This is a genomic window from Escherichia sp. MAL-1, from assembly GCF_052948035.1.
In genome coordinates, this window is record NZ_CM129609.1 from 2,594,455 (window position 1) to 2,615,882 (window position 21,428).

Below are 21,428 nucleotides of genomic sequence, written 5' to 3' on the forward strand. Positions count from 1 at the left end.
ATTTATAAAGTATATTTGAAATGCATTTTATGGAATTTTCTCGAGCATAGCCAGAGCCGCAGAATTTGCTACGGTTATAGTAAGTCACCTGTGGGAAAACGCTATGCGCAAATATCGTCTAAGTGAAGAACAGCGAGCCTTTAGTTATCAGGAAGATGGCACTAAAAAAAATGTGTTATTACGGCAGATTATCGCCATTAGCGATTTTAACGATGTGATAGCAGGAACCGCTGGCGGCTGGATCGATCGCGAAACGGTGTTAGCACAGGAAGGAAATTGCTGGATTTACGACCAGAATGCTATTGCGTTCGGCGGAACGGTGATTTCCGGTAATACGCGCATCACCGGCACCAGCGTACTGTGGGGAGAGGTTTACGCAACGGATAATGTCTGGATCGATAATAGTGAAATCAGCCAGGGTGCATATATAAGTGACAGTGTCACCATTCATGACTCACTGGTTTGCGGGCAATGTAGAATATTTGGTCACGCCTTAATTAATCAACATTCTATGATCGTCGCAGCACAAGGCTTAACGCCTGACCATCAACTCCTGCTACAAATTTATGATCGCGCAAGGGTTAGCGCCTCGCGTATTGTCCACCAGGCACAAATTTATGGCGATGCCGTCATCCGGTATGCTTTTATTGAACATCGCGCCGAAGTTTTTGATTTTGCCAGTATTGAAGGTAATGAAGAGAACAACGTCTGGCTATGCGATTGCGCTAAAGTCTACGGTCACGCGCAGGTGAAAGCTGGCATAGAAGAAGATGCCATTCCGACGATTCATTACAGTTCGCAGGTGGCGGAATATGCCATTGTGGAAGGTAATTGTGTGTTAAAACATCATGTCTTGATTGGCGGAAATGCCGTGGTACGTGGTGGACCGATTCTGCTCGACGAGCACGTTGTAATACAAGGTGAGAGCCGTATTTCAGGTGCGGTGATAATTGAAAACCATGTGGAGTTAACCGACCACGCCGTCGTTGAAGCCTTTGATGGCGACACGGTTCATGTCCGTGGTCCAAAAGTCATTAACGGCGAGGAGCGCATTACGCGAACGCCGCTGGCAGGGTTATTATGAACCGATAATACGCGCGTATAAGTTCACATCATCATAGGCATCATTCAGGAACTCAGCCTGTTTCAGGCAACCTTCAAGGATAAAACCATTGCGCAAAGCGACCTGGTTGCTTTGCGGATTGTCCACCCGACATTTGATCACGAAGCGTCTAAGTTCACCAGACTGAGCGTAATGATGAATCAATGCCTGCAGCGCCTGAGAAATGATCCCCTGCCCCTGATGAGATTCGTCCAGCCAGTAGCCGATTTCAGCAGTTTTATTCAGTGGTTCAATACGATTAAACGAGATAACGCCGATAAGTTCATCTTCTTTGAAAATCATGAACATTTTGGCATAGCCGCGTTGATGCAACATCACATTACCCTGCACCGTTTTTCGCGTGTCCTCTTCACTCTGAACGAACTGCGGCCAGTTTAGCGACTGCTGTAACCAGGTTTTATTTTTACAGATTAACTGATAAAGAGGTGTGACGTGACTTTCCGCAACAGCATGTAATTCAAGTGATTCGCTTACTTTTATCGTTTCAGTCATCTTATCTCCAGTCAATCCATGCTGTTGTTAAAAAAGCCGCCTGGCTGGCGGCTTAGGAAAGTTTACACCTCTTTGACGCTCTCCTGCTGCAGGATTTTGAGCATCTCATCTTTTAACTGTAGCTTTTGTTTTTTCATGCGGACCACTTCCGCATTGTACCCTCGACCGTCGGAACCTTCCTTTCTGGCAATTTCATGATCAAGTTTATTGTGTTTATCGAACAAGGACATAAAGCGAGGATTTTCGTTTTTCAGACGGGATATTAAATCTCGGTATTCTGGAAACATACGCACTCCCTGTTAGTGGCTGACAAGGTGTATCTGAAATACACACCATCAGATTACTCATTTAACTTAGGGAAAAATGCGAGCGGGATCGTGTTTAACCAGACGGCACCTCCCGAAGAAGGTGCCGAAGAAAAAACAATTAACTCATCACGCGGTCGTCAACATACTGACGTTTATCCGGCGCTGGCGGGAAATACTGATACAGCCATGTTTCACTGATAGCGTCCCCCTGACAACGCAGATACATCCGCATATCGACCGGATCAGTGGAGTCCGACGTCGGATACCAGTCAAACTGAATACGATAACCATCAATGGGTTCAATATAGAGAATTTCGATTTGCTTCGCTTCCCCACTGGACAGCGTAATCACCGGCTCAATGCCTTTTGGCGCGGCAGCTTTCAGATCACCACCAACGAAATCGACGGCAAAACGACGCGCCCATTTTTCGGGATAGTGTTCACCTGGCGCCCAACCTTCCGGGAAACCGCCCATGCCGGTACGCGTCGCCATAACGCGCGCTAATGGGCAATGAACAGGCGGTTGCGCACTCCAGTACAGACGATACTGGAATGCAAACTCATCACCTGCTTTTACAGCTTTTTCTGGCTGCCAGAAGCAGACAATGTTATCCAGCGTTTCGCCCGTTGTTGGGATTTCCATCAGGCCGATGGTGCCCTTACCCCACTTGTTACGCGGTTCCACCCACAGACTTGGGCGTTTGTTATACCAGCCCATAATGTCCTGATAATGGGAGAAGTCACGATCCAGTTGCAATAAACCAAACCCTTTCGGGTTGTTGTCGGTGTAAGCATTGAACTGCAATTTTCGCGGATTATTCAGCGGACGGCAAATCCACTCGCCGTTGCCCCGCCACATGGACAGACGATCAGAGTCATGAATTTGCGGATGAATTGTATCGCACATCCGACGTTCATTAGTACCGCAGCTGAACATACTGGTCATCGGCGCAATGCCCAGCTGTTTAATGTCTTTGCGCGCATACAGGTGATTTTCCACATCCATAATCACCTGACTTTTCTCACAATGGATAGTGAACTTATAGGCACCAGTAATGCTGGCGCTATCGAGCAACGCATAAACGGTAAAGGTAGTTGCCCCCGGTTTTACCGTATCAAACCAGAAGGCGGTAAAGTCGGGGAACTCTTCTTTACTGTCGGTGTAAGTGTCGATCGCCAGGCCGCGGGCCGACAAACCGTATTGATATGTATCATCAACGGCGCGGAAATAACTCGCGCCGAGAAATGATACTACATCACGGCGCGCCAGTTCGGGGGCTTTAAACACGCGAAAACCGGCAAAGCCGAGATCGCTTTGCCCTTCTAATTGTTTGGTATCAACACCTGCATCGTTGTATTTGAACAACTCCGGGCGAAAGTGAATTTCACGCGCCAGATGTGTTGCTGGATCTACAGAAAACATACGAACGCGGCGACGGAATCCCATTCCCATATGGAAGAACTGAGCGTCCAGTTGACGGTTCTCAACGTTATGCCAGAGCGATTTTTCGGCGTCGTATTGAATACTATTATAAGCCTGCGGCGTCATTGTCGCCAGAGTGTCAGGTAACGGACGAGGCGCACCACGCCACGCTGTTTGCGCTAAGTCATGCGCCATTGACTGTAGAATGGAGAAGTCAAAACGCTGGGTTTGTCCGTCGGCAATATCAGAATCTGCCGCGAATGCCGCCTGAGAAAAAAGAGAAGCAATGCCGCTGGTACCGCACATGGCGGCCATAGCCATTGAACCTTTAATAAATCGTCTACGATCCATACCTGAAAGTGAGTCCTTCTGGTGTTGTGAATGGTCCCGCGCTGGTCGTTTTCAGCGGCAAGAAAGTGCTTATTTATGACCGCTCACTCTAGACAATATTTATTAATAATCCAATTGTTGAACTGAGAGAATATGCATAAATCGGCAATTTTTTTATGTCGATGGGATGAGCCTGATTCGTTTGTAAAATCAGGCAAATTTTTGCAAAGGCGGATGGTCAGAATTTAAAGCAAACCACAGCGACGTTTACTGCGTTCTTCCGCTTCCTGATAAAGCTGGAACTCATCCAAAACCGGACAACCCAACGCCTGCTCAAATGCTTCGCGACTGGCATTACCGTGGCTGCGTGCCTGCGTTTCATTACCCAGATTTGACTGGAAGATCCCCGCCGCGCTAACGGGCAAGAAATCTTCATAGGTAATGGGTTGCGCCGCGACCCAACCACGTTCAATTAAGGGCTGTGGATCGTCTCCGGGATGAATCGCCTGACGATGCGCCTCACCCGAAGGCGTCAGACGGTACCGGAACCATGCCAGCCCTTGCTGACGCATTAAAAACTCACTGTCAGGAAAAGTGCGGAAGGTTTCCTGTAAATGCATTTGGTGAGTGAGATTATCCTGCCCGGTTCCAGCGTTACGCAGAAGATCATCATACAGTTGTCGCCCTTTCGGCGTTAATGCCACGCCACGCTGCTCAATTTCACCAAAGCGCGCAGTATGCGTGCCCTGTTTCTGCCCCGCAAACAACACCGTCTCTTCCAGTGCTTTAAAGCTGGTCTGGCGTAGTAAAATCGGTACCTCGCGGCGCGGCGGCCCTTCGATCAGAATTTTTGGTTCAATTCCGCATTCAGGCATCATCGACTGCACCCGGTCAATATCCAGCGTACGTGGCGTCAGATGGTTGATATGGCATCCAGGAAAACAGACCACATCAGCAATCAACCGATGTTCGTTGTGCAAGGCGCGATAGGTTTCTTCATCTACCGTTGCTGACTGGTGCCAGCGAAACGTTTCCAGGGCTTCCTGCACAAACTCCTGTGCCTGTGTTTCGTTAAAACCGCCCCGCTGCTCATATTCCTCTAACAGTAGTCGACAACGTGGGGTGAAGATATCGCGCTGACGTAGAATCTCCGCCGCTTTCTGGCGCAAAATTTCGTTCTCGATAAGCTCAAGGCGGAGTAACGAGGTAAAAACGCGGAAGGGATTACGCGCCAGAGAAGCATCATCAATGGGCCGAAATGCTGTCGAATGTACCGGCACCCCCGCCTGCGAGAGATCGTAATAGCTCACCGGGTACATCCCCATAATGGCAAACATCCGCCGAAGAGTAGCAAGCTCTTGTGCAGTCCCAACGCGAATCGCCCCATGACGTTCAACATTCAGTCGCGCCAGCTCGTCTGCATTTACCATTTTTTCGTGCAGTTGAGGATTGTTTTCCAGCACAGCCAGATTCACATCAGCTACCAGTTCCAGCAGCGTGCCGTACTGCGGAACTTCTTGCTGGTACATGGCTGACATTGCCTGCGAAAACTGTTCCCGAATCTCATCCGCCGTGATGCTGTTCGCCATATTGTCTGCCTCCAGTGGTCAGTAATCTGGAGTGTAGGTAACCGCATTCACTCTGGCGGGAAGAATTTACAAACTGTGATCTCGCCGCGAAAACATCAATATTATCCATTTTGCTGTAACATGATTGCTTTAATTGTTAATAATATTTTGCAATCAAGTTATCATAATCAAACAACTTCACTTGTCAGCGACACCGCTTCGTTTTTAACATCGCTTATGGAAAAAAATAGTCTGTTTAGTCAGCGCATCCGTTTGCGCCACCTTCATACATTCGTAGCTGTCGCACAACAAGGAACTTTGGGGCGCGCGGCTGAAACCCTTAATTTGAGTCAACCTGCGCTCTCTAAGACATTGAATGAACTGGAGCAGCTGACGGGCGCTCGCTTGTTTGAGCGTGGTCGTCAGGGGGCGCAACTTACCTTACCCGGCGAACAATTTTTAACGCATGCAGTCAGAGTTCTTGACGCCATCAACACTGCCGGACAGTCGCTTCATCGTAAAGAAGGTCTTAATAATGATGTCGTCAGGGTTGGTGCACTACCTACTGCGGCACTGGGGATATTACCTTCGGTTATAGGTCAGTTTCATCAGCAACAAAAAGAAACGACCTTGCAAGTTGCGACAATGAGTAACCCTATGATTCTGGCGGGTTTGAAAACCGGGGAAATCGATATCGGCATTGGTCGGATGTCAGATCCTGAACTGATGACCGGGCTTAATTACGAACTGCTGTTTCTTGAATCGCTGAAGCTGGTTGTCCGCCCTAATCACCCGCTACTTCAGGAGAACGTAACGCTAAGCCGGGTGCTGGAATGGCCGGTCGTTGTATCACCAGAAGGCACTGCGCCACGCCAGCATTCAGATGCATTAGTACAGAGCCAGGGATGTAAAATTCCTTCGGGTTGTATCGAAACGCTGTCTGCTTCGCTATCTCGTCAACTTACGGTTGAATACGACTACGTGTGGTTTGTCCCTTCTGGCGCGGTAAAAGACGACCTGCGTCATGCCACGCTGGTGGCCCTGCCTGTTCCGGGACATGGTGCAGGCGAACCGATTGGAATACTGACCCGCGTAGATGCGACGTTCTCTTCTGGTTGCCAGTTGATGATTAACGCTATTCGAAAATCAATGCCGTTCTGAAAGGTGAAGGGATCTGTCGATCCCTCCTTGAACATTTTCACACCGTAGCGAAACTAACTGGTTCACCCGCTCCGCGAGGTTTTGCCGACACAGAATGTTTGTGCAGACGGAATACATCCACCGCCTCAGTTAATCGTGCCGCCTGTTCTTCAAGGGACAACGCCGCCGCTGAGGCCTCTTCTACCAGAGAAGCATTCTGTTGCGTCACCTTATCTATTTCAGAAATCGCCTGGCTAACCTGCGTTATGCCTCTACTTTGTTCATCCGAGGCGGCGGCGATTTCCTGCATGATATGTGTGACACTCGCGACGGCATCAACAATAGTGCTCATGGTTTTCCCTGCCGTTGCCACCTCATCCGACCCCAGGTCAATTAACCTGACTGATTCACTGATCAAGCCTTCAATCTCTTTCGCCGCTTGGGCGCTGCGGCTTGCGAGTGTCCGTACTTCGCTGGCGACAACGGCAAATCCACGGCCTTGCTCACCCGCTCGCGCGGCTTCAACGGCAGCATTCAGTGCCAGAATATTCGTCTGGAAAGCAATACTGTTGATGACGGCGGTGATCTCGGAAATTTTCTTCGAACTTGTAGAGATAGCGCCCATCGTTTTTACTACACCGGAAACCGTCTGCCCGCCATCGCTGGCTTTAATAGAAGCCTCTTGCGCCAGTTTGCTGGCATGATGCGCGTTATCCGCATTCTGTTTCACCGTCGCAGTGAGTTGCTCCATGCTAGCGGCAGTTTGTTCGATAGCCGCCGCTTGTTCTTCGGTGCGAGATGACAGGTCCGCATTGCCAGCTGAAATTTCGCTGGTGCCACGATAAATCTCTTCCGCACCCTGTCGAACAGTCCCTACTGTCATCCCCAGTGAATGCTGCATTTGCTGTAAATGACGACTTAAGCGACCGATTTCATTACGACCCGCCGGTTCATCCTTCATCGTCAGATCGCCACTAGCGATTTTTTCAATCCGTTGTGCGGCATGTTGCAGTGGACGAATGACGATCCGACGTAGCACCATAAATGTTATCAGCGTCATGACCAGGGCAAGCACAAACGCGCCAATCATGAACATCCCACCCAGGCGGGTGCGCTGATGGGCCAGTTCCGCCAGTTGGTTGGCTCTGGTGCTACGTATCTTAACGGCTTTGTTCAAAATATCGGTATAAGCATTATCCAGCGGTCGGATCTGCTCACTTTCATGATTGATAATCGCTTCAAACATGCCATTTTTGGCATATTTCAACATAGGTTGCATACCCGTGATATAAGCCTGAAAGCGTTGATTTAATTCAGTGTCGAGGGCTTCATCAGCAGGTGTTTTCACCGGTCGATTCTGATAAGCACGATAACCTTGCTGCGACTGTTTAATCTCCGATTCGGCTTGCGCAATATTTCGCTTCATTGCTTCCATTTCCGCAATACGACTCGCAGCCCCGGCCTGAATCATATTGATCCGGGCTGAACGCAAAAAATCTGAACTGTTCGCTAACCCGGTTCGAATCTCAATCTCCGCAGTAACATCACGCTGATCGCGATCGGCCTGCCAGAGGAAATAGCCAGCCAGAGCAGAACTTAATGCGAATAGAACTAAGATACCGCCAAGAATGCAGGCAAATAACGGAACCAGCCTGATGTGATGCAAAAAACCTAATCGCTGTGAGGGAGTTGTATTCATTACCGTTGTCTCTCGTCCAGGTTTACTCCTGATAGAAAGTCATCGGCACTTGACGGTAATTACTTACGACTAAAAGCCTCTTTGCGTCACATTTTTACAACAATTATTGCAGAGAAGGTTAATGCCATTGGAATGAAGAGAGTAACGAATGATTAAACGGGCTAACCCGAATGACGAAAAATTCTGGAAAACAGCACGCAATTTCGTGAAGTGATTATTTTCGTCCCTAAGGAAACCTCATAGGATGCCTGCGGGTGCCTGAGACTTTCTGTTTTCAGGCTAACCGGGAATCAGAAAGACGAAGGCCCCGACCGATATTTCTATCAACCGAGGCCAACGAATGAACATAGCAATTCAGATCTTAGCCTCTTACCCGCCATCCGGCAAGGAGAAAGGCTATGAAACGCAACCCTCTGGTGGTGTGTCTGCTCATTATCTGCATTACGATTCTGACATTCACACTCCTGACCCGACAAACGCTCTACGAACTGCGGTTCCGGGACGGTGATAAGGAGGTTGCTGCGCTCATGGCCTGCACGTCCAGGTAAGGGCAAGCGCGGGGATTTTCCCCGCGCATCTGACTAGCAGATTCATTATCTCATGGCACCCCTTTTACACTTCAGTTAGTGCATGTTTTTTTCGATGCACTAATAGAACCATCATTACAGACAAATTTGCCGCCTGCCGTACAGTGTGAGATCCCCCCTTTCGAACCAGAACAGGGTTTGCGCCCGGCATCGGCATAAAAGGAAACAAGCGTTCCCATAAACAAAATAAGTGCCAGTTTTTTCATATAACCTCCATGGTTTATCGAATCTTATGTTCGATTTGAACGTTATACGCTGGTTTATTTTGATACCGTTGATGAGATCAAAGATCGGGTGAATTGATTAAAAATAAGCCAGATGGACGTATGGGCAAGGATTATGGTTTTATTTGTCATACAAATAAATATAATAGGCGCTTCCGATGTAGACCCGTATTCTTCGCCTGTACCACGGGTCGGTTTTAGTACAGGCGTTTTCTTTAAATATCCTTCAGGAACGTTTACGCGGCATCATGCGTAGAAGTGTGTTGTCCTTCCAGAAATAGTGGTGTGCCAGTGCAGCCGCAGCGTGCAACCCGATGACAAAATATCCCAGATTCGCCAGCGTTTCATGCCACGACTTTAAGCTATCTACCCGTTCGAAATTGGCCTCTGAAGCGTAAGGCATCGTCAAACCAAACGCAAACCACGGGTTGCCCCGGTTATACATCATCACCAAACCAATCACTGGCAGCGCAATAAACAGGAGATAAATCACCAAATGTCCCAAATGCGCCAGTCCCGTCATCATCGGTTTTGGCTTAGGTATAATCGGCGGGGTTGGGTATTTCAGCCTTAACAAAAGACGAACGACCATCAGCACGAGAATTGAGATGCCACAGGAAACATGAATCATGTTGATGAGTGGCCGATCGCTACGTGGGAAGAAACCACGAAACTCCATTGCGCAATACGCTGCGATAACCAGTAAAAAGACCAGCCAGTGAATGCTGATTTGTAACCTTGAATATTTATTTTCCATAACATTTCCTGCTTTAACATAATTTTCCGTTAACATAACGGGCTTTTCTCAAAATTTCATTAAATATTGTTCACCCGTTTTCAGTACGTTACGTTTCACTGTGAGAATGGAGATTGCCCATCCCGCCATCCTGGTCTAAGCCTGGAAAGGATCAATTTTCATCCGAACGTTCCTGACAGGAGAAAACCATGAGTAAAGTTGGTATTAACGGTTTTGGTCGTATCGGTCGACTGGTGTTGCGTCGATTACTTGAAGTCAAAAGCAACATAGACGTTGTCGCTATTAATGATCTCACTTCCCCAAAAATTCTCGCCTACCTGCTGAAACATGATTCAAACTACGGACCATTCCCCTGGAGCGTTGATTTTACGGAAGATTCACTTATCGTTGATGGGAAAAGTATCGCGGTTTACGCCGAAAAAGAGGCTAAAAATATTCCGTGGAAAGCGAAAGGTGCAGAAATCATTGTCGAATGTACTGGCTTTTATACCTCCGCCGAGAAATCGCAGGCGCATCTTGATGCTGGTGCGAAGAAGGTGTTGATTTCCGCCCCTGCCGGTGAAATGAAAACTATCGTTTATAACGTCAATGACGACACTCTGGATGGCAACGACACCATTGTTTCCGTGGCGTCATGCACCACTAACTGTCTTGCGCCGATGGCCAAAGCCTTGCATGACAGTTTCGGGATAGAAGTCGGCACGATGACGACCATTCATGCCTATACTGGCACCCAGTCACTGGTGGATGGCCCGCGTGGTAAAGATTTACGTGCTTCACGCGCAGCGGCAGAAAATATCATTCCCCACACTACGGGGGCGGCAAAAGCCATTGGTCTGGTGATCCCGGAACTGAGCGGCAAACTGAAAGGTCATGCGCAACGCGTGCCGGTGAAAACAGGTTCGGTCACTGAACTGGTATCGATTCTCGGAAAAAAAGTGACTGCCGAAGAGGTGAATAACGCACTTAAACAAGCAACCACCAATAACGAGTCATTTGGTTATACCGATGAAGAAATAGTCTCTTCCGATATCATTGGCAGCCATTTCGGTTCGGTGTTTGATGCCACGCAAACGGAAATTACCGCCGTGGGCGATTTACAACTGGTGAAAACGGTCGCCTGGTACGATAACGAATATGGCTTCGTCACACAGCTTATTCGCACCCTCGAAAAATTCGCTAAACTCTGACGCGCACAGGCGGAGGAAAAAACCTCCGCCTCTTTCACTCATTAAGACTGTAAATAAACCACCTGGGTCTGCAGATATTCATGCAAGCCATGTTTACCATCTGCGCCGCCAATACCGGATTTACGCCATCCGGCGTGGAAGCCTTGCATAGCTTCGAAGTTTTCACGGTTGATGTAAGTTTCACCAAACTTCAGCCCTTTAATGGCTTTCATCGCGACGTTCAGATTTTGGGTATAGATTGATGAGGTCAGGCCGTAATCACTGTCATTAGCCATTGAGATAGCATCTTCCAGCGTGTCAAATGCGACCACCGGCAGAACCGGGCCAAAGGTTTCCTCATGCATAATCGACATTTCCTGGCGAACATCCAGCAGCAATGTCGGCGGATAATAATATCCTTTCCCGTCTACTGCTTTGCCACCCAACGCCACTCTCGCCCCTTCTTCTACTGCGCGCGCCACTTTTTGCTCGACCCTTTCCAGCGCCGCGGCGTTAATCAACGGCCCCATCGCAATGTCGTTGCGTTCAGCGGGGTTACCAAATTGAACCGCCTGCATCGCTTCACCCAGCCGATTGACGAACTGATCATAAATGCCTTTCTGTACATAAACACGTTCTGCACAGTTACACACTTGCCCACTATTAATGACGCGTGAATCAACGATGGCTTTGACTGCCAGTTCAAGATCGGCATCGTCCATTACGATAGCTGGTGCTTTACCACCCAATTCCAGGCACACTTTGGTGATGTTTTTCGCCGCAGTCGCCATAATCTTCTCACCTGCAGAGACGCTGCCTGTCATACTGACCATTGCGACCTTTGGGTTACCCGCCAGTTCTTGCCCAACGGTTTCACCACGCCCCAGTACAAGGTTAAACACGCCGCGCGGAAGGCCTATTTCATCGACGATTTTGGCGAATGCAATCGCATTGTTTGGCGTAAATTCACTGGGTTTAATGACGATGGTATTACCAGTCAAAAGAGCGGGAGCCATTTTGCGGGCAATGAGGAAGAACGGGAAGTTCCACGGCAGAATGCCGGTAGTCACACCAAGCGCACGTTTAAACAGAAGAATATTTTCTCCTGGACGATCGCTTTGAATAATCTCGCCCTCGTAACGCCGTGCCCACTCCGCCATGTAATCGATATAGTCGGCAGTAAAAGCCACTTCGACTTCAGCCAGCTGCTGGATCTTGCCCCCTTCTTCAACAATCAGCGCACTGATTTCACTGGCGCGTTCGCGGATCCCGGCGGAGATTTTGCGCAACCAACTGGCGCGTTCAATAGCAGGCAACGCTTCCCATTCTGGTTGTGCACGTTCTGCTGCATCGATTGCCTTACGGGCATCCTCGGCCTGACCATCGGGTATGCGGGAAATGACAGCCTCTGTAGCAGGGTTTACCACATCAATCCATGCGTCTCCACGCCAGGTAACAAACTGTCCATCGATATACATAGGATGTTGAACGGGTACTGACATGGGCGACTCCTGTGATTTATATGTTTGTTTTCGGTAAATACATTGTTAATTAACATCAATCATCAGAGAGACGGCATCGTGAAAGGACAATTCTGTGAAGGGCTTCATAAAAACAAGTGTAAAAGGAATAAAAGGCAGAAATAAAAGTCAGGAGTCATGCCCGTTTGCAAACAAGTGGTTCACAAACGGGCAATTTTTAACGTAACGAGCGACTTTCCATCGCCTCGATAAGCACCGCATCGTGTTTCAGCGTTTGCCATGCATGGATGACTTCTGCCGGAAAATCAACGTGAACGATAAAATCTCGCCCGCGGGGACCGTAGCCATCGCTATCATCGCGTAAACGCGGCAGCTCGCCAGTGAGTAGTGATAGATAACGCTCAACCGGCCATAATCCTTGCAACGGGTTAACAAAGATTACACTGTCTGCGTTATTTCCTAACTGAGGAACGAATCCGGGATAACTTAACCAGCGTGGTGCATCGGGATTGTCCCCAGTCATACGGCGGAACGTCGCCATCGTGCGCCGCTGCATGGTGGGGTCCTGAACAACGATAGCCGTATGAACTCGTTCTACGGCCTGATTCAATAGCGCGATGCTAAAGCGTGCGTTTTCACCGCAGTTTGTTGACTGGTCTTCAATCCAGATTTTTTCATGCGGAATGTGCCAGAACTGATGAGCGATATCCGCCAGGATGGTCGCTTCTGCTCTGCCAGTGGTGCGGATAGTGTTGTAGTGCGGATGCTGTGCGATGGCGCTATACAAAAAAGTTGTCGAGTGACCGATACCACCACTAATCAGTAAAGGAATTTGCTGATCGCGAGCAATCTTACATGCCGCATCGATAGTCGGCATAACCGCATTTCCTGCAAGTATGACGCAATCAGCCTGATACGGCACCTCACCGGAGAAATCATCCTGCGCCAGCCACTGTCCGATAACATTTATGGCATCTATAGTTGCCGTCGAAAGCGTCGGAAACGGGGTAATGTTCATGGTTCCTCCTTATCGTTCCCTTAAGAATACTGCGTGAGATAATAGTGAGAAGCGGAGCACTCTGAAAGGAGGAAGTCGTATTTCCTTAACCGCCACTCCGCAAGCCTGACATATCTTTTAAGGAAATGCTGTAGATAAACATTATTCATCTTGCAGCTGAGAATTGTATTTTTCTGAATTCCTGAATTTTTGTCCTTACCGTTTTAGAATTAATAAAAAACCCGGCGCTAAATGCTTACCGGGTTTTAGATTTATCAGGCAAATAGCAGGGTTAACCGCTAATCTGCTCCATCGCCTGCAAAATACGCTTATCTGAAATCGGATAAGGCGTACCAAGTTGTTGAGCGAAGTAACTAACGCGCAGCTCTTCTATCATCCAACGGATCTCTTTCACGTCTTCATCCTCACGACGTGCAGGCGGCAGTTTGTTGATCCATTGCTGCCACGCCTGCTGGACGTTTTCGACTTTCAGCATCTGAGCACGGTCGCGATGTGGATCAACCGCCAGTTTTTCCAGTCGTTTTTCAATCGCCTGCAAATATCGCAGCGTGTCGCCCAGCCGTTTGAAGCCGTTACCAGTGACAAAACCGCGATATACCAACCCGCCCATCTGCGCTTTAATGTCAGAAAGCCCCAGCGCCATGGTCATATCCACCCGCCCTTTCAGACGTTTGTTGATATTGAACACTGCCGTAAGGATTTGCTCGACCTGCTTCGCAATATCCACCACCGTGTCGTTCAGTTCGGCACGCACTTTTTCATGCAGCGCAGCAAAGCCTTCTTCCGTCCAGACCGGGCCACCATTGGCGTCGATCAATTTATCCACACCGCAGGAGATACAGTCGTCGATCAGCTCCAGCACTTTGCCATACGGGTTAAAGTACAGCCCCAGCTTGGCTTTGTTTGGTAACTTCTCATGTAAATACTTGATCGGCGAGGGAATATTCAGCAGCAGTAGACGGCGAAGACCGTTCCACATTGCCTGTTTTTGCTCTAGCGGATTATCAAACAGTTTGATCGCCACACTGTCGCGTTCATCCACTAGCGCTGGCCACGCCTTCACTTTGTAGTTGCCACGCTTCTGTTCGTAGCTTTCCGGCAGCTGACCAAAACTCCAGATATGCAGCCCGCTCTGCTCGATACCGTCATCCGCCACCGCAGACAGCGTTTCCTGCACTTTGCCTTTCAGCGCATCTTTCAGATCTTGTAGCGAGCGCCCTTCTTTTAGCTTCTTGTTTTTGTCATCCACCACGCGGAAGGTGATTTTCAGGTGATCGGGCACCTGATCCCAGTGCCAGTCTTCGCGGTCAACGGTAACGCCGGTCATCCGCCGTAACTCGCGCTCAAGGCTGTCGAGCAACGGTAACTCCAGCGGTGTGACGCGGCCTAAAAACGCTTCGGCGTAGTTTGGTGCAGGCACAAAATTACGGCGTACCGGTTTCGGCAACGATTTAATCAGAGCAATCACCAATTCGCGGCGCAGACCGGGGATCTGCCATTCAAACCCGCTTTCCTCAACCTGGTTAAGTAACGGCAGCGGAATATGTACGGTCACACCGTCCGCGTCTGCGCCTGGCTCAAACTGATAGCTCAAACGCAGCTTGAGATTGCCCTGATGCCAGAAGTTCGGGTAATCCAGCTTGCTGATTTTTTCCGCCCCTTCTTTGATCAACATGCTCTTTTCAAAGTTGAGCAAATCAGGCGTTTCGCGGCTGACTTTTTTCCACCAGCTATCGAAGTGACGAGCGGAGATTACATCGTGGCTGATGCGCTGGTCGTAGAACTCAAACAGCGTTTCGTCATCAACCAGAATATCGCGGCGACGTGATTTGTGTTCCAGCTCTTCCACTTCGGCCCGCAGTTTCAGGTTTTCACGGAAGAATGCGTGACGCGTCTGCCAGTCACCTTCCACCAGAGCGTGGCGAATAAAGAGTTCACGACATAACGCCGGATCGATCTGGCTGTAGTTGACCTTACGCGCAGCAACAATCGGCAAACCATAAACAGTGACTTTTTCCGTTGCCATCACCGCGCCCTGCGCCCGTTCCCAGTGCGGTTCGCTGTAGGTGCGTTTAATCAAATGCTGAGCAACTGGCTCCACCCATTCCGGGTCGATACGCGCAGCAATGCGCCCCCACAGGCGGCTGGTTTCTACCAGTTCCGCCACCATTACCCATTTAGGCGGTTTTTTGAATAAACCAGAACCGGGGAAGATGGAGAAACGCGCGTTACGTGCGCCGGTATATTCTTGTTTATCGGCATCTTTCATGCCGATATGGGAAAGCAAACCGGTCAGCAACGCAATGTGAATTTCGCGATACTCCGCCGGTTCGCTGTTAACCGGAATGCCAAGTTCTTTCACCACCTGACGCAACTGGGTGTAGATATCCTGCCATTCGCGCACGCGCAGATAGTTGAGATAATCGGTACGACACAGGCGACGGAAGGCGTTGGAAGAAAGCGCCTTTTGCTGCTCGCCAAGATAATTCCACAGATTCACAAACGCGAGAAAGTCAGACTCTTTGTCGTGGAAGCGACGATGTTTTTCGTCCGATGCCTGCTGTTTGTCCATCGGACGTTCGCGCGGATCCTGAATGGAGAGCGCGGACGTGATAATCATCGCCTCACGCACGCAGCCATGTTTTTGCGCTTCCAGCACCATACGCGCCAGACGTGGGTCGACAGGCAACTGCGAGAGCTGGCGACCGAGCGGCGTCAGTTTATAGGCGCTGGCCTGTTCATCAGTGGTGATCGCGCCCAGCTCTTCGAGCAGACGCACGCCATCCTGGATATTGCGTTTATCCGGTGCTTCGACAAACGGGAACGCAGCGATATCGCCCAGCCCCAGCGCGGTCATCTGCAAAATAACCGAGGCCAGGTTGGTACGCAGAATCTCCGGATCGGTAAACTCCGGGCGCGAGAGGAAATCGTCTTCGGAATAGAGACGAATACAGATCCCTTCGGACACACGACCACAGCGGCCTTTACGCTGATTGGCAGACGCCTGGGAAATCGGCTCAATCGGCAAACGCTGCACTTTGGTGCGATAGCTGTAGCGGCTGATACGCGCTGTACCGGGGTCGATAACGTATTTAATCCCCGGTACGGTCAGCGACGTTTCCGCGACGTTGGTCGCCAGCACAATGCGCCGTCCGCTGTGCGACTGGAATACCCTATTTTGTTCGCTGTTCGAAAGCCGCGCATAAAGCGGCAAGATTTCGGTATGGCGTAAGTTCAGCTTGTTCAGCGCATCGGCGGTATCGCGGATTTCCCGCTCGCCGCTCATAAAGATCAGAATGTCGCCATGGCTTTCCTGACTCAGTTCGTCTACGGCGTCAAAAATCGCCTGCAACTGATCGCGCTCGGTGTCATCGGCTTCTTCAACAATCGGGCGATAGCGCACTTCCACCGGATAGGTCCGACCGGAGACTTCAATAATCGGCGCATTATTAAAGTGGCGCGAAAAGCGTTCCGGGTCGATAGTCGCGGAAGTGATAATGATTTTTAGGTCAGGACGCCGCGGCAGCAACTCTTTCAAATAGCCGAGCAAAAAATCGATATTCAGGCTGCGTTCGTGCGCTTCGTCAATAATGATAGTGTCGTACTGCATCAGCAGGCGGTCTTGCTGGATCTCCGCCAGCAGGATACCGTCGGTCATCAGCTTGACCATCGTGTTATCACTTACGTGATCGCTGAAACGCACTTTGTAACCGATGCAACCGCCCGGCTCCGTTTTCAGCTCTTCCGCAATACGGTTCGCCACTGTTCTTGCCGCCAGACGACGCGGCTGGGTATGGCCGATCAGTCCTTTAATCCCGCGCCCCAGCTCCATACAGATTTTCGGTAACTGAGTCGTTTTACCAGAACCCGTTTCCCCGGCGACGATCACCACCTGGTGATCACGAATCGCTTCGAGAATGTCCTGTTTTTTCTGACTAACCGGTAAATTGTCAGGATAAGTAATTTCCGGTCGTGCCGCTTCACGCAGCAGGACTTTCCCTGCCGCCTGGTCAATCTCTTTCGCCATCTCCTGGAAAATGGCCTGTTGTGCATCAGGATTTTTAACCTTCTTCACGCCGTGCAGACGGCGAGAAAAACGCAGTCTGTCACGCAGCATCAGCGAATCCAGCCGCTGCTGCAAGGCCGTAAAGGTCAATTTTTGTTGTTCTGTCATAACGTTAGTGGGCAGTAGTCTGCCTGATTAATTTTCTTTTAAATGATAGATATAGAGTACCACATCGCGGCTTTCTATGCGTTGTTCAATAAATTCGAACATAGGCTTCGATTTATTGCGCTATCTCTGTGGCAGGATTGTGAATAAAGTGTCAACAAGCAACGGGGCATCGCCCATTCAAACATCTATAAGGAAACACCATGAGCAAGGTATTAGTTCTTAAATCCAGCATCCTGGCAGGGTACTCTCAGTCTAATCAGTTGTCCGATTATTTTGTTGAACAATGGCGCGAAAAGCACTCCGCTGATGAAATCACCGTTCGCGACCTGGCTGCAAATCCGATTCCGGTACTGGATGGCGAACTGGTTGGCGCTCTGCGTCCGAGCGATGCGCCGCTGACTCCGCGTCAGCAGGAAGCTCTGGCACTTTCCGATGAGTTGATTGCCGAGCTGAAAGCCCACGACGTTATCGTTATTGCGGCACCGATGTATAACTTCAACATCTCGACTCAGTTGAAAAACTATTTTGACCTGGTTGCCCGCGCAGGCGTTACTTTCCGCTATACCGAGAACGGTCCGGAAGGTCTGGTAACGGGTAAAAAAGCCATCGTTATTACCAGCCGCGGCGGGATCCACAAAGATGGACCAACGGACCTGGTGACGCCGTATCTGTCCACGTTCCTCGGCTTTATCGGCATTACCGATGTGAAATTTGTCTTCGCCGAAGGGATCGCATACGGTCCGGAAATGGCAGCGAAAGCACAGTCTGACGCAAAAGCAGCCATCGACAGCATTGTTTCTGCATAACCGGACACGGTCTTGATGTGGACTGTAGATATTCAGTCCACATCTCAATCCACTTACCTGTTTTCCCATAATCTCAGCATCGCTTTGTGCTCGTCTGTCAGCACAATCTGCGGGCGTCTGGCTCGAATATAGCTAATCGCTTCATTAACGGTTTTACAGTGTCCGTAACATAACAACCATGCCGCCACCACCAGCGCACTGCGCGATAATCCCAATGCACAATGGACCAGAACGCTGCCTTGCTCTTCGCGTAATGTTTCCAGCATCGCCACGGCCTGTCGGAGCTCCCCCTCTTCCGGAACCACCAGATCCAGCATCGGTACACAAAAATAGAGTCGATCTTTTGTGGCTCGTCCGCGAGGGAATTCAAAGGTGACGTCCAGAACCGCATTCTGTGCCGGAATATGTCGTGGAAACGCCCCTAAATAAACACCAGCAGTAATTTTGCTCACCGGCTCCAGGCGAAGACAAGACCAACGCATAGACAGCCACATCCCGATACGCCAGGGCAATGTCAGCCAGTAAACGGCGGGCGGGAGTTTCCCCTGACTATCTTTCCCTGTTGTTATCGCGCCAAGCCCACCGTACCCACGGCCAATGATGAATAGCGATAATACTGGCCAACATAACCAGACTGACCACCATAACTGAAGCATTATCATTAGCTCCATCAACACAATGCACGAGCCCGCGCCTACGACATATGGCAGTGCTATTTTGATTCGACGTTGATCAGGTTTCTGATAATTCCAACGACGGTCGACGGGCACCATCCAGTCAATTAACATACCTACCGCCAGCCCCGTGATGACATCAATAAAATGATGCTGCCAGGTCGTCAGCGTCGAAATGGCGATGAGTAAAAACCATCCGCCGCAGACTTTACGCCACCTCACAGCCAGATGCTGACGAAAGTGACGCCAAAGTAGCCAGCAGAGAATAATATGCAGCGAAGGAGACTGGTTATAAGGCAGATCAAACAGTTCAAGTTGCGAAAATAGCCATCCTGTCACCCCACTCACTTCAGGAAGGATAAAACTAAACTTCAGCGGGTAGAGAAAAAAACCGCAGCAGGCCATTACCGTTGCCAGAATAAGCCGGTGGACAAGTCGGCGCTGTTCGAATGTCGTGCTACAAACGAACAGCGAAAATCCATATAAAAGATCCAGACTCCAGTAAGGAACAATAGTCCAGGGAAGAAAAGGGATCGCCGTTTCCCAACCGAATACCTGACTGGGAATATCATGGCTGTTAAGGTCCTGAACCGCGGTGAACTGATTAAGAGATCCATAGGTGAAGAAGAAAAACGGGGCCAGCAACAATAACCAGCCAGCGCCTTGTAGCAATACGTTCCGACGTTCAGTTATCACGACGCACCGCCATCGAAACCGTAAAAATACCCCACTCATCAATCCGTTGTGTGCATTTATCAAATCCGGCATCACGCACGAGTGAATCCATCTCCCCTTGCGAACGCACGCGCATTACCCACGGTTTACCATCTTTATGACTGGTTAACACCCCGGCAATCATCTCCAGTTGAGGGTGCCACGGCTGCCCGGTGTAGATGAGAATGCCGCCCGGTTCGATGGCATTGGCAAGACCTGCGAGTGAGTTTTTTACCTGCTCATTTTCGGGAAACAGCTCATACAGTCCAGAGACAATCGCCAGCGTAGGCCGCGGAGTTAACGCGCTGAGTTCCTCCGGGTTAAACGCATCGCCCTGTTCAAAACGCACCCGCCCAGACATTCCCCGTTGGGCAATCATCTCTTGCCCCTGTGCAACATTTAACTCACTGTAATCACGTAATAAAATATCGCTTACGGCAGGCTCGTTTGCCAGTGCATCCAGTACATAGCGCCCATGCCCTGCGGCAATGTCAACCACGCGGACGGCTAAACCTTTGGCGTGGAGATCGGCAACGGCTTGTTTAATCAGTATTTGTAAATGGGTTTTGCGCTGGCGAATACCGCGCCAGCCAACACTGTTCAGGTAGATTTTGTCGATTAAGCGCCCGAATGCGTTACTACCTTGCGGTTGATTTTGATAGACATAATCCAGCGAACTGCCTGAATCAAAGCCGGTGCTCATTCCGAGATGCAGGCCCGAAGAGTGCGTCCCGAACAATTTCATCGCCTTTCGCATAAAGCGATACGCTAAATCAACCGGCGATAATGGCACGGGTCCACCAGAAAGTAGCCGCCATCGATCCGCTGATGGTCCTGTGCAGTCTTCATGCTGATAATCAAATTTTTGCGATTTGTTAGCATATAAACGACTAATAAAGCTTTGCATTTTTTCAAATGCCAGCGCCCTGTTCTCTTCACCCAACGTGTCGTGATAAAAGCCTGGCAGCAGATGCAGCTCTTTCAGAGGGCTACGTAATCTCTGATAAAAATCAATCTGCGGTTGGCGATGCACCACATAGTCATCGCCTGATATCAGAAGTTGCGTGGGGAGCGTAATCGCCGCCGCATCTCTAATAATACGTTCAGACGTTTTGTAGAGATCGAGCAAGATATTAACGACAATCGCCCGTGTGATCAGCGGATCATTATTGAAACTCGCCCCCCGTTGCCGATCGTGGGTCAAATAGCGTCCTTTCACATAGGAATTAATAAAAAACAGACCACGCAGACGATGCCATAACGCCAGCGCAGGACGTGCCAGCGGCACATACAATTTAACCTTAAAGGCCGGAGAAGCCAGCACCAGCCCGCGAATTGCAGGTGCATAATCATGAATCCATGTGGCAACCAGCACTGCGCCGACGCTTTGCGCGATCACTACCACCTCTTCCAGTCCAACCTGGCTGTCGCTGGCAGCAAAACGGACAAATTCATCGACATCCCGCACTGAACGCGCAAGAGATGGGCTATAACCACGCGGCCCCGAACTTTTTCCATGCCCTCGGGCATCCCAGGCATAAAAAGCAGTATCTGGCATCGCCAGTTCATCAACGAGATGTTGTAGACGACCAGAATGTTCATGCCCGCGATGAAATAAGACGATGACCTTTTTCGCCCCGGGCTGTAAAGCGGGCCAGTGCCGATAAAACAACGCTGTATTATCACTGGTGGTAAAAAAATGTTCCCCAGGGATGCGTGAATTTTCCATTTTCTCTATTTT

At 49.7% G+C, this 21,428-nt stretch carries 18 protein-coding genes; 5 read left to right on the top strand and 13 right to left on the bottom strand.

Features of this window, described 5'->3' with window-relative positions; all coding sequences use genetic code 11:
- Positions 1 to 103 precede the first annotated feature (103 nt).
- Positions 104 to 1,084: a YdcK family protein gene (gene ydcK, locus ACU8XX_RS12865; RefSeq protein ID WP_001234053.1), complete on the top strand. Its 981-nt coding sequence runs from the start codon at positions 104 to 106 to the stop codon at positions 1,082 to 1,084.
- Here ydcK and rimL read toward each other — a convergent pair.
- The 4 genes from rimL to hglS all read right to left on the bottom strand — a co-directional run bounded on the left by rimL (position 1,079) and on the right by hglS (position 5,265).
- Positions 1,079 to 1,615, bottom strand: coding sequence for a 50S ribosomal protein L7/L12-serine acetyltransferase (gene rimL / locus ACU8XX_RS12870; RefSeq protein ID WP_000140885.1), 537 nt, complete (start codon positions 1,613 to 1,615; stop codon positions 1,079 to 1,081). The genes ydcK and rimL overlap by 6 nt on opposite strands.
- A gap of 62 nt (positions 1,616 to 1,677) precedes the next feature.
- Positions 1,678 to 1,902 (bottom strand): YdcH family protein, encoded by a 225-nt coding sequence (locus ACU8XX_RS12875; RefSeq protein ID WP_001296778.1) that lies wholly within the window; start codon positions 1,900 to 1,902, stop codon positions 1,678 to 1,680.
- Between the two features lie 139 nt (positions 1,903 to 2,041).
- Entirely contained in the window at positions 2,042 to 3,697 is a 1,656-nt protein-coding gene (gene opgD / locus ACU8XX_RS12880) for a glucan biosynthesis protein OpgD (RefSeq protein ID WP_060617966.1), read from the bottom strand.
- A 224-nt stretch (positions 3,698 to 3,921) separates the two neighbouring features.
- The gene (gene hglS, locus ACU8XX_RS12885) at positions 3,922 to 5,265 is read right to left on the bottom strand and encodes a 2-oxoadipate dioxygenase/decarboxylase HglS (protein ID WP_016242086.1); all 1,344 of its coding nucleotides are present in this window, start codon (positions 5,263 to 5,265) and stop codon (positions 3,922 to 3,924) included.
- A 216-nt stretch (positions 5,266 to 5,481) separates the two neighbouring features.
- Between hglS and ACU8XX_RS12890 the strand changes: the two genes are divergently transcribed.
- A complete protein-coding gene (locus ACU8XX_RS12890; protein WP_000414564.1) occupies positions 5,482 to 6,405 on the top strand; it encodes a LysR substrate-binding domain-containing protein in 924 nt (307 codons plus the stop codon).
- 37 nt (positions 6,406 to 6,442) lie between these two features.
- On the opposite strand, the gene trg is transcribed toward ACU8XX_RS12890, so the two are convergent.
- Positions 6,443 to 8,083, bottom strand: a complete 1,641-nt coding sequence (trg, locus tag ACU8XX_RS12895; RefSeq protein ID WP_001098553.1) for a methyl-accepting chemotaxis protein Trg — start codon at positions 8,081 to 8,083, stop codon at positions 6,443 to 6,445.
- Positions 8,084 to 8,481: 398 nt separating this feature from the next.
- Here trg and hokB point away from each other — a divergent pair, with 398 nt between their 5' ends.
- Positions 8,482 to 8,631, top strand: coding sequence for a type I toxin-antitoxin system toxin HokB (gene hokB / locus ACU8XX_RS12900; protein ID WP_001309484.1), 150 nt, complete (start codon positions 8,482 to 8,484; stop codon positions 8,629 to 8,631).
- Here hokB and yncP read toward each other — a convergent pair.
- From yncP to cybB, 3 genes are all read right to left on the bottom strand, one after another.
- Complete coding sequence (yncP, locus tag ACU8XX_RS12905) at positions 8,609 to 8,677, bottom strand: hypothetical protein (protein WP_212591405.1); 69 nt, start codon at positions 8,675 to 8,677, stop codon at positions 8,609 to 8,611. The two genes, hokB and yncP, sit on opposite strands and share 23 nt — an antisense overlap.
- Positions 8,678 to 8,702: 25 nt before the next feature.
- A complete protein-coding gene (locus ACU8XX_RS12910) occupies positions 8,703 to 8,876 on the bottom strand; it encodes a YdcA family protein (RefSeq protein ID WP_000731833.1) in 174 nt (57 codons plus the stop codon).
- A gap of 244 nt (positions 8,877 to 9,120) precedes the next feature.
- Entirely contained in the window at positions 9,121 to 9,651 is a 531-nt protein-coding gene (gene cybB, locus ACU8XX_RS12915; protein ID WP_000428998.1) for a cytochrome b561, read from the bottom strand.
- A gap of 188 nt (positions 9,652 to 9,839) precedes the next feature.
- Between cybB and gap the strand changes: the two genes are divergently transcribed.
- Positions 9,840 to 10,841, top strand: coding sequence for a type I glyceraldehyde-3-phosphate dehydrogenase (gene gap / locus ACU8XX_RS12920; protein ID WP_000048667.1), 1,002 nt, complete (start codon positions 9,840 to 9,842; stop codon positions 10,839 to 10,841).
- Positions 10,842 to 10,882: 41 nt separating this feature from the next.
- On the opposite strand, the gene aldA is transcribed toward gap, so the two are convergent.
- From aldA to hrpA, 3 genes are all read right to left on the bottom strand, one after another.
- Complete coding sequence (gene aldA / locus ACU8XX_RS12925; RefSeq protein WP_000115944.1) at positions 10,883 to 12,322, bottom strand: aldehyde dehydrogenase; 1,440 nt, start codon at positions 12,320 to 12,322, stop codon at positions 10,883 to 10,885.
- A 196-nt stretch (positions 12,323 to 12,518) separates the two neighbouring features.
- On the bottom strand, positions 12,519 to 13,319 hold the full coding sequence (ydcF, locus tag ACU8XX_RS12930) for a DUF218 domain-containing protein YdcF (protein ID WP_001027964.1): 801 nt from the start codon (positions 13,317 to 13,319) through the stop codon (positions 12,519 to 12,521).
- Between the two features lie 271 nt (positions 13,320 to 13,590).
- Positions 13,591 to 17,493 carry an ATP-dependent RNA helicase HrpA gene (gene hrpA, locus ACU8XX_RS12935; RefSeq protein ID WP_000139545.1) on the bottom strand — a complete coding sequence of 1,301 codons (3,903 nt, stop codon included), beginning with the start codon at positions 17,491 to 17,493 and terminating at the stop codon, positions 13,591 to 13,593.
- A 200-nt stretch (positions 17,494 to 17,693) separates the two neighbouring features.
- Here hrpA and azoR point away from each other — a divergent pair, with 200 nt between their 5' ends.
- Complete coding sequence (azoR, locus tag ACU8XX_RS12940; RefSeq protein ID WP_000048950.1) at positions 17,694 to 18,299, top strand: FMN-dependent NADH-azoreductase; 606 nt, start codon at positions 17,694 to 17,696, stop codon at positions 18,297 to 18,299.
- A gap of 53 nt (positions 18,300 to 18,352) precedes the next feature.
- Here the strand turns inward: azoR and ACU8XX_RS12945 are convergent, their stop codons facing one another.
- Both ACU8XX_RS12945 and ACU8XX_RS12950 read right to left on the bottom strand, forming a co-directional pair.
- Entirely contained in the window at positions 18,353 to 19,669 is a 1,317-nt protein-coding gene (locus tag ACU8XX_RS12945; RefSeq protein WP_162689857.1) for a phosphatase PAP2/dual specificity phosphatase family protein, read from the bottom strand.
- Positions 19,659 to 21,416, bottom strand: a complete 1,758-nt coding sequence (locus tag ACU8XX_RS12950; protein WP_112034116.1) for a bifunctional alpha/beta hydrolase/class I SAM-dependent methyltransferase — start codon at positions 21,414 to 21,416, stop codon at positions 19,659 to 19,661. The genes ACU8XX_RS12945 and ACU8XX_RS12950 overlap by 11 nt, the downstream gene beginning before the upstream one ends.
- Positions 21,417 to 21,428: the final 12 nt, after the last annotated feature.

Bases quoted from the DNA above. Each gene is read 5' to 3' on its own strand.
- ACU8XX_RS12950 (WP_112034116.1), bottom strand. From the start codon at position 21,416: ATGGAAAATTCACGCATCCCTGGGGAACATTTTTTTACCACCAGTGAT.
- aldA (WP_000115944.1), bottom strand. From the start codon at position 12,322: ATGTCAGTACCCGTTCAACATCCTATGTATATCGATGGACAGTTTGTT.
- ACU8XX_RS12890 (WP_000414564.1), top strand. From the start codon at position 5,482: ATGGAAAAAAATAGTCTGTTTAGTCAGCGCATCCGTTTGCGCCACCTT.
- ACU8XX_RS12875 (WP_001296778.1), bottom strand. From the start codon at position 1,902: ATGTTTCCAGAATACCGAGATTTAATATCCCGTCTGAAAAACGAAAAT.
- cybB (WP_000428998.1), bottom strand. From the start codon at position 9,651: ATGGAAAATAAATATTCAAGGTTACAAATCAGCATTCACTGGCTGGTC.
- ydcF (WP_001027964.1), bottom strand. From the start codon at position 13,319: ATGAACATTACCCCGTTTCCGACGCTTTCGACGGCAACTATAGATGCC.
- hokB (WP_001309484.1), top strand. From the start codon at position 8,482: ATGAAACGCAACCCTCTGGTGGTGTGTCTGCTCATTATCTGCATTACG.
- azoR (WP_000048950.1), top strand. From the start codon at position 17,694: ATGAGCAAGGTATTAGTTCTTAAATCCAGCATCCTGGCAGGGTACTCT.
- ACU8XX_RS12910 (WP_000731833.1), bottom strand. From the start codon at position 8,876: ATGAAAAAACTGGCACTTATTTTGTTTATGGGAACGCTTGTTTCCTTT.
- hrpA (WP_000139545.1), bottom strand. From the start codon at position 17,493: ATGACAGAACAACAAAAATTGACCTTTACGGCCTTGCAGCAGCGGCTG.
- hglS (WP_016242086.1), bottom strand. From the start codon at position 5,265: ATGGCGAACAGCATCACGGCGGATGAGATTCGGGAACAGTTTTCGCAG.
- opgD (WP_060617966.1), bottom strand. From the start codon at position 3,697: ATGGATCGTAGACGATTTATTAAAGGTTCAATGGCTATGGCCGCCATG.
- rimL (WP_000140885.1), bottom strand. From the start codon at position 1,615: ATGACTGAAACGATAAAAGTAAGCGAATCACTTGAATTACATGCTGTT.
- gap (WP_000048667.1), top strand. From the start codon at position 9,840: ATGAGTAAAGTTGGTATTAACGGTTTTGGTCGTATCGGTCGACTGGTG.
- trg (WP_001098553.1), bottom strand. From the start codon at position 8,083: ATGAATACAACTCCCTCACAGCGATTAGGTTTTTTGCATCACATCAGG.
- ydcK (WP_001234053.1), top strand. From the start codon at position 104: ATGCGCAAATATCGTCTAAGTGAAGAACAGCGAGCCTTTAGTTATCAG.